This is a genomic window from Pseudomonas sp. ML96 (assembly GCF_000761545.1).
Taxonomy (GTDB): domain Bacteria; phylum Pseudomonadota; class Gammaproteobacteria; order Pseudomonadales; family Pseudomonadaceae; genus Aquipseudomonas.
On sequence record NZ_JPMY01000028.1, the window covers coordinates 41,544 to 55,771 of the forward strand.

Consider the following 14,228-nt stretch of genomic DNA (forward strand, 5'->3'; position numbering starts at 1 on the left):
GGAATATCACCATGATCAGAACAGCTTTGTGTGCCTCTTCCGTCCTGCTCTCCCTCGGTCTGCTGCTGCCGCTGGCGGCCCAGGCCAAGGTGAGTGCCGAGCAGGCGGCGCAGCTCGGAACCAGCCTGACGGCCTTCGGCGCCGAGCGTCAGGGCGATGCCGCCAAGGGCATCCCTGATGCGGGTACTGGCCTGCAGGCGCCGGCCGGTTACAGCCCGGGTGGCTTCCATGTCGACCCCTTCGCCGGCGAGCAGCCGCTGCGTGTCATCGATGCGCAGAACATGGCGGCCGATGACGGCAACCTCAGTCCCGGGGTGAAGGCGCTGCTCAAGGCCTACCCGCAGAGCTTCAAGGTGCCGGTGTATCCCAGCCATCGCAGCTTCGCCGCGCCCAGCGACATCGCTGCCAACACTCGCCGTAATGCCGAGCAGGCGACCCTGGCCGAGGGCGGCAACGGGCTCAAGGACGCCTATGCCGGCATTCCCTTCCCGATCCCGGCGGATGGCCGCGAGGCGATCTGGAACCACATCGCCCGCTGGCAGGGTCGCTACATCGACGAGGTGTCGGTGACCGCCCAGGTCACCACCAGCGGCAGCTATTCCATCCTGCGCGAGCGCATCCAGCTGCTCTCCAACTACTACAACCCGAAGAAGAACGCCGGCAGCCTGGACAACATGCTGTATTCCTTCGCCAGCGAACTGCTGCCGCCATCGCGCGACGTCGGCCGGGCGCTGCTGGTGCACGAGACCATCGACCAGGTCGCCGAGCCGCGCTCGGCGTGGATCTACAACCCCGGCCAGCGCCGCGTGCGCCGCGCGCCGACCCTGGCCTACGACACGCCGATCGACGGCATCTACGCCGACGACACCGACATGTACAACGGCGCCACCGACCGCTACGACTGGAAGCTGGTCGGCAAGCAGAGCCTACTGGTGCCCTACCACAACTATGCGATGGAGAAACCGGGGCTGAAGGTCGACGAGCTGGTCAAGCCCGGCCATCTCAACAGCGACCTGAGCCGCTGGGAAATGCACCGCGTGTGGGTGGTCGAGGCGACCCTGCGTCCGGGCCAGCGCCACGTGCATGCCAAGCGCCGCTTCTACCTGGACGAGGACAGCTGGTACGCCCTGATGGTGGAGAACTACGACGCCCGCGGCGAGCTGTGGCACGTCAACCTGGCCTTCAGCAAGAACGCCTACGAGGTGCCCAGCATCACCCCGGTGAACCTGGTCTACCACGACCTGATCGCCCGCACCTACACGGTGATCGGCTTGCGCAACAACGAGAAGGCGCCGCGCCAGTTCCTCCTCACGCCGCCGCCGGAGAACTACTTCACCCCGGCCAGCCTGCGCCGCAAGGGCACCCAGTAGGCCAAGCGGTAGTGACGTACCGCCCTGAAACCCGCAAAATGGCCCTTTCGCCCCGGATTCGTCCGGGGTTTTCGTCGGGTCAGTCGGGGCTCTTTCTTAAGATATGCGAATGCGCTTGTTACTGCTGGGAGGGGGCAATGCCCTGGGCCAGGCGCTGGTGCGCCAGGGTGCCGAGGAAGACATCGGCTTCCTTGCGCCACGTCCGCCGGAAGGTGGCTGGGACCGCGCGAGCCTGACCCAGCTGCTCGACGAGACCCGCCCGGATGCAGTGATCAACCTCGCCTACTACTTCGACTGGTTCCAGGCCGAGGGCTTCGACGCGGCGCGTTTCGCCGTGCAGGAGCGCGCCATGGAGCGCCTCGCCGAGCTCTGCCAGCACCACAACATCGTCCTGCTGCAGCCCTCCAGCTACCGGGTGTTCGACGGCTCGCGCGCCACCGCCTACAGCGAGAAGGACGAGCCCGTGCCGCTGGGTCTGCGTGGCCAGGCCCTGCTGCGTATCGAACAATGCGTGCGCGCTACCTGCCCGCGGCATGTGCTGCTGCGCTTCGGCTGGCTGCTCGACGACAGTGCCGAGGGCCTGCTCGGGCGCTTCTTGCGCCGCGCCGAGCACGGTGAGGAACTGCTGATGGCCGATGACCGGCGCGGTAACCCGACGCCGGTCGATGACGCCGCGCGGGTGATCCTCGCGGTGCTCAAGCAGCTGGATTGCCAGAGCCCGCTGTGGGGCGTCTATCACTACGGCGGCCACGAGGCCACCACGCCGCTGGCCCTGGGCCAGGCGCTGATCGGCGAGGCGCGTGGCCTGCAGCCGCTCAAGGTGCACGAGGTCGGTGCCCAGGCTCACGCCGCGCGCGCCGATGCCGCCGAGGAGCCGCAGCACGCGGTGCTGGCCTGCAAGAAGATCCTGCACACCTTCGGCATCAAGCCGCGGGCCTGGCGCGCCAGCCTGCCGGCCCTGCTGGGCCGCTACTATCGTCACGTCTGATTCGTTTTCGAGAACCCCATGTCCGACTCTCTGATCCTGGTTACCGGCGGCGCCGGCTTCATCGGCTCCCATCTGTGCGATGCACTGCTGGTGGCCGGTCATCGGGTGCGCGTGCTGGACGACCTGTCCACCGGCAAGCGCAGCAACCTGGCGTTGCATGACACGCGTCTGGAACTGATCGAGGGCAACGTGGCCGACGCCGCGCTGGTGCGCCGCGCCATGGCCGATTGCAGTGCGGTGGTGCACCTGGCCGCAGTGGCCTCGGTGCAGGCCTCGGTGGACGACCCGGTGAGCACCCACCAGAGCAATTTCGTCGGCACCCTGAATGTCTGCGAGGCCATGCGCGAGGCGGGTGTGCGCCGCGTGGTGTTCGCCTCCAGCGCCGCCGTGTACGGCAACAACGGCGAGGGCGTGGCGGTCAGCGAAGACACCGCCAAGGCGCCGCTCACGCCCTATGCCGCCGACAAGCTGGCCAGCGAGCACTACCTGGACTTCTATCGCCGCGAGCATGGCTTCACGCCGGCGATCTTCCGCTTCTTCAATATCTTCGGCCCGCGCCAGGACCCGTCCTCGCCCTATTCCGGGGTGATCAGCATCTTCACCGAGCGTGCCCAGAATGGTGTGCCGATCACGGTGTTCGGCGATGGCGAGCAGACCCGCGACTTCTTCTATGTCGCCGATCTGGTGCCGTTGCTGGTGCAGGCGCTGGAAAAGGACACGGCCGAGCCCGGTGCGGTGAACGTCGGGCACAATCAGTCGGTCAGCCTCAACCAACTGCTGCAGGCTATCGGCGAGGTACTCGGCGGTCTGCCAGAGGTCAGTTATGGTCCGGCGCGGGCTGGCGATATCCGCCACTCCAAGGCCGATAACACGCTGCTGCAGCAGCGCTACCAGCTGGCTCCGGCCACGCCGCTGCGCGATGGCCTGGCGCACCTGCTGGGTAAATAACGGTTTCGCCCGTACAACAAAAAGCCCCGCATCCGCGGGGCTTTTTGTTGTACGGGCAGGCCGGAAACTTAGAACTTGTAACCCAGGCCGATCATGTAGACGAACGGGTCGACGTCGACATCCACCTCGACCTCACGACCACCGTAGTTGGTGCTGCCCTTGGTGTCGATGTCGATGTAGCGCACCTGGGCGTTGACCATCACGTTGTCGGTCAGCATGTAGTCCATGCCGACTTGTGCGGCCAGGCCCCAGGAATCGTCCAGGTCGAAGCCGCTGAAGCCCTTGTTCTCGGCTTCGCTGGTCAGCTCGGTGTCGAAGAACCAAGTGTAGTTGATGCCCGCGCCGACATAGGGCTGGAAGGCCGAGGCGGCATCCAGCGGGTAGTACACAACGCTCAGGGTCGGCGGCAGGTGTTTGAGCTCACCGAGCTTGCCGTTGAGACCGGCGAACGGGCCGGGCATGCCCTTGACGCCGACGTTGTGGGTGAACGGAGTGGCGGCCAGCAGTTCGACGCCGACGTGGTCGGTGACCATGTAGGCGAAGTTCAGGCCCAGCTGGGTGTCGCTGTCCAGAGTGGCCTTGGTGCCGGCCACGTCGGTGTTGAGGGCGCCGACCCAGATGTCGCTGCTACTTTCGTGCGGGTCGACGGTCACGGCGCCGGCGCGCAGGATGATGTCACCGGCCTTGTGGGCCTGGGCCAGCGGGGCGGCCAGGGCAAGGGCAATCAGGGAAGTGGCGAGCAGTGTTTTCTTCATCTTGGGGCTCCGAGGGAGTCAGCAATGTGTGTTGGCTGACTGTCATGCTACGGAGCGCCATGGATGATCTCTTGACCTGGCTCAATGGCCGCGCACGGCAAGGTGCGGCGGCCTGTCGCACTACATTTCGTAGGGATAGATCTTCTCGGCTTCCATCTGGTAGCCGGCGGTGCCCATCTCGCTGCTGTGCGCGCCGACCTTGAGCGAGCCCTCAATCCAGAACGGCTGGTACAGCGCATCCATCAGCACGCCCAGCTCGCTGGTGACGTGGACGATCTGGTTGGACGGCGGCGGCGGCACATGGATGCAGGCGCCGAAGTAGGGCACGAAGAGGAACTCGGTTACCCGGCCTTCCTCGGTCACGTCCAGCGGCACGATATAGCCGGGCAGCTTGATGCGCTGGCCATCCAGCTCCTCGACCACCGGCGCGTCCGGCGCCGACTGCTGGGCGGCCGGGGCGCTCTCGGCGGCCAGGGCGTCGGCCAGTTGCGATAGATCGTGCATCGGCGCCTGCTGCGCCGGCTGCGGCGGTGCATCTGCCGGGACCATCTCGCTCCAGGTCAGCTCGCGGGTTTCAGCGGCCCACAGCGGGCTGGCGATGGCGAGCAGCAGGGCGAACAACAGATGGCGCATGGGCAACCTCATAGACGAATGGACAGGCCGTCGGCCAGCGACTGCCGATAGGCGCGCCAGGCTGGCACAGCGCCCATCAGCAGGGCGGCGCCCAGAATAGCGCCGAGCAGGCTCCACTCATAGGCGCTGGGCAGCGCCAGCGGCAGATACAGGCCATATTGCGCCTGCACCCAGCCCTGGCTGACGGCGATGCCGCCGTACAGCAGGGCCAGGCCCAGAGCCGCACCGGCCGCGGCCAGCACCAGTGCCTCCAGCACCAGCAGCCCGGCGATATGCCAGGGCCGTGCGCCCACCGAGCGCAGGATGGCCATCTCGCGGCGGCGTTCGTTGAGGCTGGTGAGGATGGCGGTGAGCATGCCGATCAGGCCGGTCAGCACGACGAACAGCGAGACCACGAACAGCGCCTTCTCCGCCGTCCCCATCAGGCTCCACAGCTCCTGCAGGGCCACGCCGGGGAGGATCGCCAGCAGCGGCTCGCCGCGGAATTCGTTGACCTGGCGTTGCACGGCGAAGGTGGCGACCTTGCTCTTCAGACCGAGCAGCACGGCAGTGATGGCTTTGGGCTGCAGGTGCATGTCGCGCGCCTGTTCGGCCGAGACCTTGGCGTTGCCGCGCGCCGGCATGCCGTTCTGCCAGTCGACGTGCAGCGCTTCCATGCCCTCCAGCGAGATGTGCAGGGTGCGGTCCACCGGCGTGCCGGTGCGAGCGAGGATGCCGACCACGGTGAAGGGCTTGTCGTCGTGCTGGGTCAGGCTGACGGTGGCCACGCCATGGGCCAGGACGATCTGGTCGCCGAGCTGGTAATTCAGCGCCTCGGCCACCTCGGCACCGAGCACCACCTCGAACAGGTCGGTGAAGGGCTTGCCCTGGGCCAGTTGCAGCGGCTGGGCGCGGCCGTAGCGGTAGTGCTCGAAGTAGCCGGGGTCGGTGCCCAGCACCCGGTAGCCACGGTGCGAGTCACCCAGCGACAGCGGGATTGCCCACTTCACCTGCGGGTGTTTGGTCAGGGTCTCGAAACTGTCCCAGCGGATATTGTTGGTGGCGTTGCCGATGCGGAACACCGAGTACAGCAGCAGGTTCACCGAGCCCGAACGCGCGCCGACTATTAGGTCGGTGCCGCTGATGGTGCTGGCGAAGCTGGCGCGCGCCTCGGTGCGCACCCGTTCGACAGCCAGCAGCAGGCATACCGAGAGGGCGATGGCGAATACCGTGAGCAGCGCGGTGAAGCGGCGGTTGGCCAGGCTGGCCAGGGCGATGCGGAGCAGATGCATGTCAGACCTCCACCGGCTTGGCGGCACGGTTGAGTTCGGCCAGCGATACGCTGCGGTCGAACAGCGGCGACAGGCTCTGGTCGTGGCTGACGAACAGCAGGCTGGCACCGGCGGCGCGGCATTCGGCGAACAGCAACTGCAGGAAGGCCTCGCGGGCGTCATGGTCCAGCGCCGAGGTCGGCTCGTCGGCGATCACCAGCTCCGGCTGGCCGATCAGCGCGCGGGCGGCAGCCACCCGTTGCTGCTGGCCGATGGACAACGAGTCGGCGCGGCGTTCCAGCAACTCGGCCTTCAGCCCCAGATGTTCGAGCAGTTGCGCGGCGGCCCCATCGACACTGCCGTGGCGTTCCTTGGCCCGCTGCGCGCGGCTCTTCGAGAAGCGGCAGGGCAGCTCGACGTTCTCGCGCACGGAGATGAACGGCAGCAGGTTGAACTGCTGGAAGATGTAGCCGGTGTGATCGACGCGGAAGCGGTCGCGGGCGCCGGAGGAAAGCGTTGCCAGCTCCTGGCCGAGCAGCTTGAGACTGCCGCGGCCGGGCTTCTGCACGCCGCCGAGCAGGCCGAGCAAGGTGGTCTTGCCGCTGCCGCTGGGGCCCTTGAGGAACAGGCTCTCGCCACGTTGCAGGGTGAAGGCGGGGATATCCAGCAGCTCGGCCTGGCCGGGCCAGGCGAAGCCGAGGTCGTTGAGTTCGATCAGTGCGTCGGGCATGGGCGATTCGCGCGTCGGAGAGGGCGACAGCTTAAAGGCAAGTAGACAGACGGCGCACCCGGCAGGTGCGCCGCGATGTGTCAGAAGCTCAAGCGCGAGTTGCTCGGGGTCAGCTCGGCGCCTTGCTGGCCGCCCGGGCCGATCAGCTGCACTTCGAGCTTCTCGGTGCCGGGGAAGGTGCCGAAGAAGCTGCCCAGCTCCAGGGTCTTCAGCGCCTCGGCATTAGCGCAGGTGAAGTGGTAGCTGGCGTCGATGTCGCTGTGGCCGTGTTCGTCGCCGTGCTCATGCTCTGCGTGCTCGGCGTAGCCGAACAGCGGGCTCTCCAGCTCGCTGTCCTGCAGCGCGCACTTGGCCTCGATCGGCAGGGCGAACAGTGCCTGCGGCTGCTCCAGGTGTTTGCGCGCGCTGGCGACCTTGGCCTTGTCGGCATCGCTCTTGGCTTCGTGCTCGAAGCCGACCAGGTTCATCGCCGGGCTCTCCAGCTGGATCTCCAGGGTCTGGCCATCCAGCGCCACATTGAGGCTGGCCACGCCGTGCTCGTGCGTGCCGAGGCTGCCGTGCTCCTCATGGGCATGATCGTGGTCGTGCACATGCTCATGGCTGTCGGCCTGGGCGATGGCGAAGGGCAGCAGAGCGAAGGGCAGGGCGAGCAGGGTGCGACGCATGGGGCAAACTCCGGCGATCAATTGTTAGGTTATGTTGTAACACTTAATCGCTGTGATTGGCCAGCCCCGGTCGGCATGGCAGCATGGCGGCCTGATGTTCTGGAGTGGGCGAGATGCTGCGAATCAAGGGGCGAGTCGGTGACTGGCCGGTGGACCTGACGGTGGAGATGGATGCCGAGGACTGGGCGCAACTGGCCGCCCATCTGCCGCTGGAGGCGGCGCCACCCGCCGTGGAGAAAGCCGCACCCGCGGCCGGCCCGAGCAACGATCTGTGGCCGCAGGCCCTGCAGCTGCTGCAGGCCGCTGGCAGCATGGAGGGGCCGCAGTTGCTCGGTGAGCTGGCTGCCCTGGCTGGCGGTGAGGCGGCTGGCAAACGCTTGCTGGTGCGCCTGCGCCATGCCCCGCAGGTGCAGATAGAAAACGGCGCCGAGGCGCCGCTGTATCGCTGGATCGGCTGATCAGCCGGCCTGATTGACCGTCACGCCCGGTGCGCCGCGTTCAAGTTGCGCGCGAATGGCATCGGGAATCGGTGTCTTGGTGAAGGCTTGGGCATCGACCATCACATAGGTGATCTCGCTGTGGGCGATGGCTGCCTGGTCGGCGTGGCGGCGAATGTCCACCTGCAGGGTGAAGGAGCTGTTGCCCAGGCGCAGGCTGCTGACTTCCAGCTGCAGCACGTCGTCGAAGCGCGCCGGTGCGCTCCAGTCGGTGACCATCCGCACCACCTGGCTGTCCAGGCCCTGCTCCAGCAGGGCCTGGTAGCTGCCGAACACGGCGCGGTAGAACTCGGTCGCCGCCACGTCGACGTAGTCGCCATAGCGGGCGTTGAACACCACCTGCTGGGCGTCGCACTCGCCGTAGCGCACCCGCAGCAGCAGGCGGAAGGGCGCCATCAGTAGATCGCCTGATACAGCTTGCGGCGGTACAGGGTCACCAGCGGGTGATCGTTGCCCAGCAGGTCGAACACCTGCAGCAGGGTCTTGTGAGCGATGCCCTCGGCATAGCTGCGATTACGCACGAACAGCTTGAGCAGGCCGTCCAGCGCTGCCTCGTATTGCTGGCGCGCCAGCTGCTGGATGGCCAGCTGGTAGGTCGCCTCGTCGTCGTTCGGGTCTTGTGCCAGGCGGCTCTTCAGCTCGGCACCATCCGGCAAGTCGGCGGCCTGGCGCAGGAAGGTCAGTTGCGCCTTGGCACCGGCCAGGGCCTGCTTGTGCTCGTCGCCCTTGACCGCGCCCAGCACCGCTTCGGCTTCGCCCAGCTCACCGCGTTCGGCCAGGCAGCGCGCATAGAGGATCAGCGCCGCAGCGTTCTCGTTGTTCTCGGTCAGCACCTGTTTGAGCAGGGCCTCGGCCTCGCCGAAGCGCTCCTCGGCGAACAGCGCCTGGGCGGTCTCCAGCGGGTCGGCGGCCAGCGGCGCCGGCTCGGCTACGTGTGGCTTGAGCATCTCGCGGATGGCCGATTCCGGCTGCGCACCGGCGAAGCCGTCGACCGGCTGGCCGTCCTTGAACAGCACCACGGTGGGCAGGCTGCGGATGCCGAAGCGGGCGACGATGTCCTGCTCCACATCGCAGTCGACCTTGGCCAGCAGCAGCTCACCGCGGAACTCCTCGGCGATCTTCGCCAGCAGCGGCATCAGCGCCTTGCACGGCGCGCACCACTCGGCCCAGAAGTCCACCAGCACCGGTTTGTGGAAGGAATTCTGGATCACCAGCTGCTCGAAGTTGGCGGCGCCGGATACGTCGAAGATGTAGGGGGTATCGCTCATGGTTTTTCTCGGAGAGGCGAAAGACTGGAACTATAAATGCGGGCACTGCCCGGCGGAAACAAGCCCGGCGTGCATCCGGGCCACGGCGGCTCAGCGTTTCGCGTGATACAGGCTGACGCTGCGGAACTCCGCCGGCTCGGCCAGATCCGGCCAGGTGCAGGCGTCGAGCAGGCCCAGGCGTTGGTACAGCGGATGCTGGAAGTCCTTGACCCGCGAGTCGGCCACCAGGGCTTCCTGGCCGCGAGTGAGGAAGGCGTCGAGCAGCGGCAGGTTGGCGCGGTCGTAGAGCACGTCGGCGACGATGATCAGGTCGAAGCGATCTTCCTCGGCGAAGAAGTCCAGCGAGTAGCTCAGCTGCACGCCATTCAGCTCGGCGTTGGCCCGGCAGGATTCGATGGCCAGCGGATCGAGGTCACAGGCCACCACTTCCGCCGCGCCGGCCTTGGCGGCGGCGATGGCCGCCACGCCGGAGCCGGCGCCGAAGTCCAGCACGCGCTTGCCGCGCACCCATTCCGGCTTCTCCGCCAGCCAGCGCGCCAGGGCCAGGCCGCTGGCCCAGCAGAAGCTCCAGTACGGCGGCTCCTCGAGGATGCGCCGGGTCTCTTCCGGGCTGAAGCTGCGGTCCATGTTGCTTGGGTCGACCAGCCACAGGCGGATATCGGTGCCGGGCAGGGTCTCGGCGCTCAGGCGGGCGTCGCCGAGCAGCTGTTGCAGGGCGTCCTGCAGGGCGGCGGGCGCGTTCATGGTGCGCTCACCAGGGCCAGGGCGCCGAAGTCGCGGCTGTCGGCCTGAGTCACCCGTTGCGGCGGCAGGCGCAGGATCAGGCGGCCGGACTGGCTGATGCGCGCGCGCAGTTCGACCCGCGCACCGACTGGGAAATACTGCGGATTGAACGGCAGGCGGAAGGGTAGCGCCTGGCCGTTGCCCGCCAGCTTGAGGCTGCCCAGCAGCTGTTGCGGGCGGTCGCGCTCGTCCACTACCAGTAGGGCCATCTCCACCTCGCTGCCGGCCGGCGGCGTCAGCAGGCTGCCGCGTAGCTCACGCATATGCGCTGGCAGCTCCTGCTCGATCGGTGCGGCTGGCGTGCTCGCTGCCGCTGGTTTGGCGGGCGCGGGCGGTGTGACGGGCTTGGGCGGCTCGCTGGCGCAGGCGGCCAGCAGCAAAAACAGGCAGGCGAGGGCAGGGCGGCGGGACATGGCGGCATCCGATGCGGCGGGTAATGCTGAAATAGCGCAAAAAGCGGGCGCCTGTATACCGCAAAGCCTGCGGCTTGTCTTGCCGGGACCATGCGCTACCATGGGCCACCTTTTCATGGATTGCCCGCCTGCCATGCACTGCCCCTTCTGCTCCGCCAACGACACCAAGGTCATCGACTCCCGCCTGGTCGCCGAGGGTGACCAGGTGCGCCGGCGCCGCGAATGCGTGGCCTGTGGCGAGCGCTTCACCACCTTCGAGACCGCCGAACTGGTGATGCCGCGCCTGATCAAGTCCGATGGCAGCCGCCAGCCCTTCGATGAAGACAAGCTGCGTGCCGGCATGCAGCGCGCGCTGGAGAAGCGCCCGGTCAGCATCGAGCGCCTGGAGGAGGCCATCGCCCACATCAAGCATCGCCTGCGCGCCACCGGCGAGCGCGAGATCAAGTCGCGGGTGCTCGGCGAGCTGGTGATGACCGAGCTGCAGAAGCTCGACGAAGTCGCCTATATCCGCTTCGCCTCGGTCTACCGGCGCTTCCAGGACCTCAACGAGTTCCGCGAGGAGATCGAGCGTCTGGCCCGCGAGCCTTCCAAGGAGTGAGCGTGGTCGATCAGCAATTCATGGCCCGCGCGCTGGAGCTGGCGCGCAAGGGGCTGTATTCCACCCATCCCAATCCGCGCGTCGGCTGCGTCATCGTCCAGGGCGACAAGATCGTCGGCGAGGGCTGGCACGCCAAGGCAGGCGAGCCGCATGCCGAGGTGCACGCGCTGCGCCAGGCCGGCGACAAGGCGCGTGGTGCCACCGCCTACGTCACTCTGGAGCCCTGCAGTCACCACGGCCGCACGCCGCCCTGCGCCGATGCGCTGGTGGCCGCCGGCGTGGCCCGCGTGGTGGCGGCTATGCAGGATCCCAATCCACAAGTCGCCGGGCGCGGCCTGCTGCGCCTGATGGGTGTCGGCATCGCCGTGCACAGCGGCGTGCTGGAGGCCGAGGCGCGCGAGCTCAATGCCGGCTTCATCAAACGCATGGAACAGGGCCTGCCGTTCGTGCGGGTCAAACTGGCCATGAGCCTGGATGGCCGCACCGCCATGGCCAGCGGCGAGAGCCAGTGGATCACCGGTCCCGAGGCGCGCGCCGCGGTGCAGCGCCTGCGCGCTCGTTCCAGTGTGGTGATCACCGGCGCCGACACCGTGCTCGCCGACCAGGCGCGGCTGACCGTGCGCGCCGAGGAACTGGGCCTGAACGCCGAGCTGACCGCCCTGGCCATCGATCGCCCGCCGCTGCGCGTGCTGGTCGACGGGCGCCTGCGTGTGCCGCTGGCGTCACCCTTCTTCCAGGCCGGCCCGGCGCTGGTCGCCACCTGTGCGGCGGCTTCTGCCCGCGAGCGTTTCACCGAGGAGCGCCACGAATTGCTGGCGCTGCCCGGCATCAACGGCCATGTCGACCTGCGCAAGCTGCTCACCGAGCTGGCGGGGCGGGGCGCCAACGAGGTGCTGGTCGAGGCCGGGCCCAAGCTGGCCGGTGCCTTTGCCCGCGCCGAGCTGGTCGACGAGTACCAGCTGTTCGTCGCGCCCAAGTTCCTCGGCTCCAGCGCGCGCCCGCTGCTGGACTGGCCGCTGGCGCGCATGGCCGAGGCGCAGGACCTGGAGATTCGCGATATCCGTGCGGTCGGCGGCGACTGGCGGATCACCGCTGTGCCCAAGCCGCGCTGAGGCATTTCGATAGCTTTGATCGAAGCGCCGCCATGCAGCGGCGCAGCAAATATGGTAAAAAGCCAGCCGCGGCCGCTCTGGTGGCTGCAACGTTCTCAGGGCGGGGTGTGATTCCCCACCGGCGGTAATGGCTCAGGCCTAGCCCGCGAGCGCTCGCCACGGCACCTGCCGCGCGAGGTCAGCAGACCCGGTGTGATTCCGGGGCCGACGGTATAGTCCGGATAAAGAGAGAGCGGGATTCCCTTCCGGGGCGCCGTCCGTCTGCGTCCGCGAAAATCCCTATCGATCGGCATTGCCCTGTTTTTGACCAAAACAGGAGATCATCCATGCTGCATTGCACCATTCACCGGGAGGACGCATGTTCACCGGCATAATCGAATCCATCGGTAGCATCCGCGCCATGACGCCCAAGGGCGGCGACGTGCGCGTCTACGTCGAGACCGGCAAGCTGGATCTGGGCGACGTCAAGCTGGGCGACAGCATCGCGGTCAATGGCGTGTGCCTGACCGCGGTCGAGCTGCCTGGCGACGGCTTCTGGGCCGATGTCAGCCGCGAGACCCTGGCGCGTACCGCCTTCATCGATCTGAAGGCCGGCAGCCGGGTCAACCTGGAGAAGGCCCTGACCCCGACCACCCGCCTCGGCGGTCACCTGGTCAGCGGCCACGTCGACGGCGTCGGCGAGATCGTCAAGCGCGAGGAAAATGCCCGCGCCATCCAGTTCACCGTGCGTGCACCGCGCGAGCTGGCCAAGTACATCGCGCTCAAGGGCTCGATCACCGTCGACGGCACCAGCCTGACGGTCAACGCCGTCAACGGCGCCGAGTTCGAGCTGACCATCGTGCCGCACACCCTGGTCGAAACCATCATGGCCGACTACCGGCCGGGACGTAAGGTCAACCTCGAGGTCGACCTGCTGGCGCGTTACCTGGAGCGCCTGCTGCTCGGCGACAAGGCCGCCGAACCCAACGCTTCCGGCATCAGCGAAGCCTTCCTCGCCGAACACGGCTACCTGAACAAGTGAGATTGCCAGCATGGCCCTGAATACCGCAGAAGAACTGATCGAAGACATCCGCGCCGGCAAGATGGTCATCCTCATGGATGACGAGGACCGCGAGAACGAAGGCGACATCATCATCGCCTCCGAATGCACCACCGCTGAGCACATCAACTTCATGGCCCGCTTCGCCCGTGGCCTGATCTGCATGCCGATGAGCCGCGAGCGCTGCGAGCTGCTCAAGCTGCCGCTGATGGCGCCGCGCAACGGCTCCGGCTTCGGCACCAAGTTCACCGTCTCCATCGAGGCTGCCGAAGGTGTGACCACCGGCATCTCCGCCGCCGACCGCGCACGCACTGTGCAGGCCGCCGTGGCCAAGAACGCGGTTGCCGACGATATCGTCAGCCCCGGCCACATCTTCCCGCTGATGGCTCAGCCCGGCGGCGTGCTGGCCCGCGCCGGCCACACCGAGGCGGCCTGCGACCTGGCGCGCATGGCCGGCTTCGAGCCTTCCGGCGTGATCTGCGAGATCATGAACGACGATGGCACCATGGCCCGTCGCCCGGAGCTGGAGAAGTTCGCCGCGGAGCACGGCCTGAAGATCGGTACCATCGCCGACCTGATCCACTACCGCCTGATCCACGAACGCACCGTCGAGCGCGTCAGTGAGCAGCCGCTGGACACCGAGCTGGGCCAGTTCACCCTGGTCACCTACCGTGACGGCGTGGAGAACACCGCGCACATGGCTCTGACCCTGGGCAAGGTGTGCGCCGAGGAGCCGACCCTGGTTCGCGTACACAACATGGAACCGCTGCGCGACCTGTTCCTGGTCAAGCAGCCCGGGCGTTGGAGCCTGCGCGCGGCGATGGCCGAAGTGGCCAAGGCCGGTAGCGGCGTGGTGCTGCTGCTCGGCAACCCGCTCACCGGCCCGGAGCTGTTCGCCCATCTGAACAAGCAGCCGACGCCGAGCCCTGCTACCTACAGCACCGTCGGTGCCGGCTCGCAGATCCTGCGTGATCTGGGTGTGCGCAAGATGCGCCTGATGAGCTCGCCGATGAAGTTCAACGCCATATCCGGCTTTGACCTGGAAGTTGTAGAATACCTGCCCGCCGAATAAGGCCCTGAGCCAGGAGTGCTGCGCGCCGCGTCTAGATCGGCCGCAGCCCTTGGTCAGTGCCCCGCCAGTGGGCTTAACTTTTTCATCACGGAGTGCCTCAGGCATTC

Annotated in this window: 17 protein-coding genes and 1 riboswitch; of the genes, 8 read left to right on the plus strand and 9 right to left on the minus strand. The window is 67.3% G+C overall.

Going from position 1 to position 14,228, the window contains the following annotated elements; genetic code table 11:
- Window positions 1–11 precede the first annotated feature (11 nt).
- The 3 genes from IP89_RS14770 to IP89_RS14780 all read left to right on the plus strand — a co-directional run bounded on the left by IP89_RS14770 (window position 12) and on the right by IP89_RS14780 (window position 3,306).
- Window positions 12–1,370 carry a DUF1329 domain-containing protein gene (locus IP89_RS14770; RefSeq protein ID WP_043310347.1) on the plus strand — a complete coding sequence of 453 codons (1,359 nt, stop codon included), beginning with the start codon at window positions 12–14 and terminating at the stop codon, window positions 1,368–1,370.
- Window positions 1,371–1,473: 103 nt separating this feature from the next.
- A complete protein-coding gene (locus tag IP89_RS14775) occupies window positions 1,474–2,358 on the plus strand; it encodes a sugar nucleotide-binding protein (RefSeq protein WP_043310348.1) in 885 nt (294 codons plus the stop codon).
- 18 nt (window positions 2,359–2,376) lie between these two features.
- Window positions 2,377–3,306 (plus strand): NAD-dependent epimerase/dehydratase family protein, encoded by a 930-nt coding sequence (locus IP89_RS14780; protein WP_043310349.1) that lies wholly within the window; start codon window positions 2,377–2,379, stop codon window positions 3,304–3,306.
- A gap of 68 nt (window positions 3,307–3,374) precedes the next feature.
- Here IP89_RS14780 and IP89_RS14785 read toward each other — a convergent pair whose 3' ends face one another.
- The 5 genes from IP89_RS14785 to IP89_RS14805 all read right to left on the minus strand — a co-directional run bounded on the left by IP89_RS14785 (window position 3,375) and on the right by IP89_RS14805 (window position 7,339).
- The gene (locus IP89_RS14785) at window positions 3,375–4,061 is read right to left on the minus strand and encodes an OmpW family protein (RefSeq protein WP_043310350.1); all 687 of its coding nucleotides are present in this window, start codon (window positions 4,059–4,061) and stop codon (window positions 3,375–3,377) included.
- A 120-nt stretch (window positions 4,062–4,181) separates the two neighbouring features.
- Window positions 4,182–4,694, minus strand: a complete 513-nt coding sequence (locus IP89_RS14790) for a DUF3299 domain-containing protein (protein ID WP_043310351.1) — start codon at window positions 4,692–4,694, stop codon at window positions 4,182–4,184.
- A gap of 8 nt (window positions 4,695–4,702) precedes the next feature.
- A complete protein-coding gene (locus IP89_RS14795; RefSeq protein ID WP_043310352.1) occupies window positions 4,703–5,965 on the minus strand; it encodes an ABC transporter permease in 1,263 nt (420 codons plus the stop codon).
- 1 nt (window position 5,966) lies between these two features.
- Window positions 5,967–6,674 (minus strand): ABC transporter ATP-binding protein, encoded by a 708-nt coding sequence (locus IP89_RS14800; RefSeq protein ID WP_043310353.1) that lies wholly within the window; start codon window positions 6,672–6,674, stop codon window positions 5,967–5,969.
- Window positions 6,675–6,754: 80 nt separating this feature from the next.
- Window positions 6,755–7,339: a DUF2796 domain-containing protein gene (locus IP89_RS14805; RefSeq protein ID WP_043310354.1), complete on the minus strand. Its 585-nt coding sequence runs from the start codon at window positions 7,337–7,339 to the stop codon at window positions 6,755–6,757.
- A 113-nt stretch (window positions 7,340–7,452) separates the two neighbouring features.
- Between IP89_RS14805 and IP89_RS14810 the strand changes: the two genes are divergently transcribed.
- Window positions 7,453–7,797 carry a hypothetical protein gene (locus IP89_RS14810; protein WP_043310355.1) on the plus strand — a complete coding sequence of 115 codons (345 nt, stop codon included), beginning with the start codon at window positions 7,453–7,455 and terminating at the stop codon, window positions 7,795–7,797.
- Here the strand turns inward: IP89_RS14810 and IP89_RS14815 are convergent, their stop codons facing one another.
- From IP89_RS14815 to IP89_RS14830, 4 genes are all read right to left on the minus strand, one after another.
- A complete protein-coding gene (locus IP89_RS14815; protein WP_043310356.1) occupies window positions 7,798–8,232 on the minus strand; it encodes a thioesterase family protein in 435 nt (144 codons plus the stop codon).
- Window positions 8,232–9,104: a thioredoxin gene (trxA, locus tag IP89_RS14820; protein WP_043310357.1), complete on the minus strand. Its 873-nt coding sequence runs from the start codon at window positions 9,102–9,104 to the stop codon at window positions 8,232–8,234. The genes IP89_RS14815 and trxA overlap by 1 nt, the downstream gene beginning before the upstream one ends.
- Window positions 9,105–9,194: 90 nt before the next feature.
- On the minus strand, window positions 9,195–9,848 hold the full coding sequence (locus IP89_RS14825) for a methyltransferase (RefSeq protein ID WP_043310358.1): 654 nt from the start codon (window positions 9,846–9,848) through the stop codon (window positions 9,195–9,197).
- Entirely contained in the window at window positions 9,845–10,300 is a 456-nt protein-coding gene (locus IP89_RS14830; protein ID WP_052081093.1) for a YbaY family lipoprotein, read from the minus strand. Before IP89_RS14830 ends, IP89_RS14825 begins: the two co-directional genes overlap by 4 nt.
- Before the next feature lie 133 nt (window positions 10,301–10,433).
- Between IP89_RS14830 and nrdR the strand changes: the two genes are divergently transcribed.
- From nrdR to ribBA, 4 genes are all read left to right on the plus strand, one after another.
- Window positions 10,434–10,898, plus strand: coding sequence for a transcriptional regulator NrdR (gene nrdR, locus IP89_RS14835; RefSeq protein WP_043310359.1), 465 nt, complete (start codon window positions 10,434–10,436; stop codon window positions 10,896–10,898).
- A gap of 20 nt (window positions 10,899–10,918) precedes the next feature.
- Window positions 10,919–12,010 carry a bifunctional diaminohydroxyphosphoribosylaminopyrimidine deaminase/5-amino-6-(5-phosphoribosylamino)uracil reductase RibD gene (gene ribD / locus IP89_RS14840; RefSeq protein ID WP_156115063.1) on the plus strand — a complete coding sequence of 364 codons (1,092 nt, stop codon included), beginning with the start codon at window positions 10,919–10,921 and terminating at the stop codon, window positions 12,008–12,010.
- A gap of 87 nt (window positions 12,011–12,097) precedes the next feature.
- Window positions 12,098–12,248, plus strand: a riboswitch (FMN riboswitch).
- A gap of 120 nt (window positions 12,249–12,368) precedes the next feature.
- Window positions 12,369–13,031 (plus strand): riboflavin synthase, encoded by a 663-nt coding sequence (locus IP89_RS14845; protein WP_043310361.1) that lies wholly within the window; start codon window positions 12,369–12,371, stop codon window positions 13,029–13,031.
- Window positions 13,032–13,041: 10 nt separating this feature from the next.
- Window positions 13,042–14,121, plus strand: coding sequence for a bifunctional 3,4-dihydroxy-2-butanone-4-phosphate synthase/GTP cyclohydrolase II (gene ribBA / locus IP89_RS14850; protein ID WP_043310362.1), 1,080 nt, complete (start codon window positions 13,042–13,044; stop codon window positions 14,119–14,121).
- The last annotated feature ends 107 nt before the right edge of the window (window positions 14,122–14,228 follow it).

Coding starts and splice junctions, on each gene's coding strand:
- IP89_RS14770 (WP_043310347.1), top strand. CDS start 12: ATGATCAGAACAGCTTTGTGTGCCTCTTCCGTCCTGCTCTCCCTCGGT.
- IP89_RS14775 (WP_043310348.1), top strand. CDS start 1,474: ATGCGAATGCGCTTGTTACTGCTGGGAGGGGGCAATGCCCTGGGCCAG.
- IP89_RS14780 (WP_043310349.1), top strand. CDS start 2,377: ATGTCCGACTCTCTGATCCTGGTTACCGGCGGCGCCGGCTTCATCGGC.
- IP89_RS14785 (WP_043310350.1), bottom strand. CDS start 4,061: ATGAAGAAAACACTGCTCGCCACTTCCCTGATTGCCCTTGCCCTGGCC.
- IP89_RS14790 (WP_043310351.1), bottom strand. CDS start 4,694: ATGCGCCATCTGTTGTTCGCCCTGCTGCTCGCCATCGCCAGCCCGCTG.
- IP89_RS14795 (WP_043310352.1), bottom strand. CDS start 5,965: ATGCATCTGCTCCGCATCGCCCTGGCCAGCCTGGCCAACCGCCGCTTC.
- IP89_RS14800 (WP_043310353.1), bottom strand. CDS start 6,674: ATGCCCGACGCACTGATCGAACTCAACGACCTCGGCTTCGCCTGGCCC.
- IP89_RS14805 (WP_043310354.1), bottom strand. CDS start 7,339: ATGCGTCGCACCCTGCTCGCCCTGCCCTTCGCTCTGCTGCCCTTCGCC.
- IP89_RS14810 (WP_043310355.1), top strand. CDS start 7,453: ATGCTGCGAATCAAGGGGCGAGTCGGTGACTGGCCGGTGGACCTGACG.
- IP89_RS14815 (WP_043310356.1), bottom strand. CDS start 8,232: ATGGCGCCCTTCCGCCTGCTGCTGCGGGTGCGCTACGGCGAGTGCGAC.
- trxA (WP_043310357.1), bottom strand. CDS start 9,104: ATGAGCGATACCCCCTACATCTTCGACGTATCCGGCGCCGCCAACTTC.
- IP89_RS14825 (WP_043310358.1), bottom strand. CDS start 9,848: ATGAACGCGCCCGCCGCCCTGCAGGACGCCCTGCAACAGCTGCTCGGC.
- IP89_RS14830 (WP_052081093.1), bottom strand. CDS start 10,300: ATGTCCCGCCGCCCTGCCCTCGCCTGCCTGTTTTTGCTGCTGGCCGCC.
- nrdR (WP_043310359.1), top strand. CDS start 10,434: ATGCACTGCCCCTTCTGCTCCGCCAACGACACCAAGGTCATCGACTCC.
- ribD (WP_156115063.1), top strand. CDS start 10,919: ATGGCCCGCGCGCTGGAGCTGGCGCGCAAGGGGCTGTATTCCACCCAT.
- IP89_RS14845 (WP_043310361.1), top strand. CDS start 12,369: ATGTTCACCGGCATAATCGAATCCATCGGTAGCATCCGCGCCATGACG.
- ribBA (WP_043310362.1), top strand. CDS start 13,042: ATGGCCCTGAATACCGCAGAAGAACTGATCGAAGACATCCGCGCCGGC.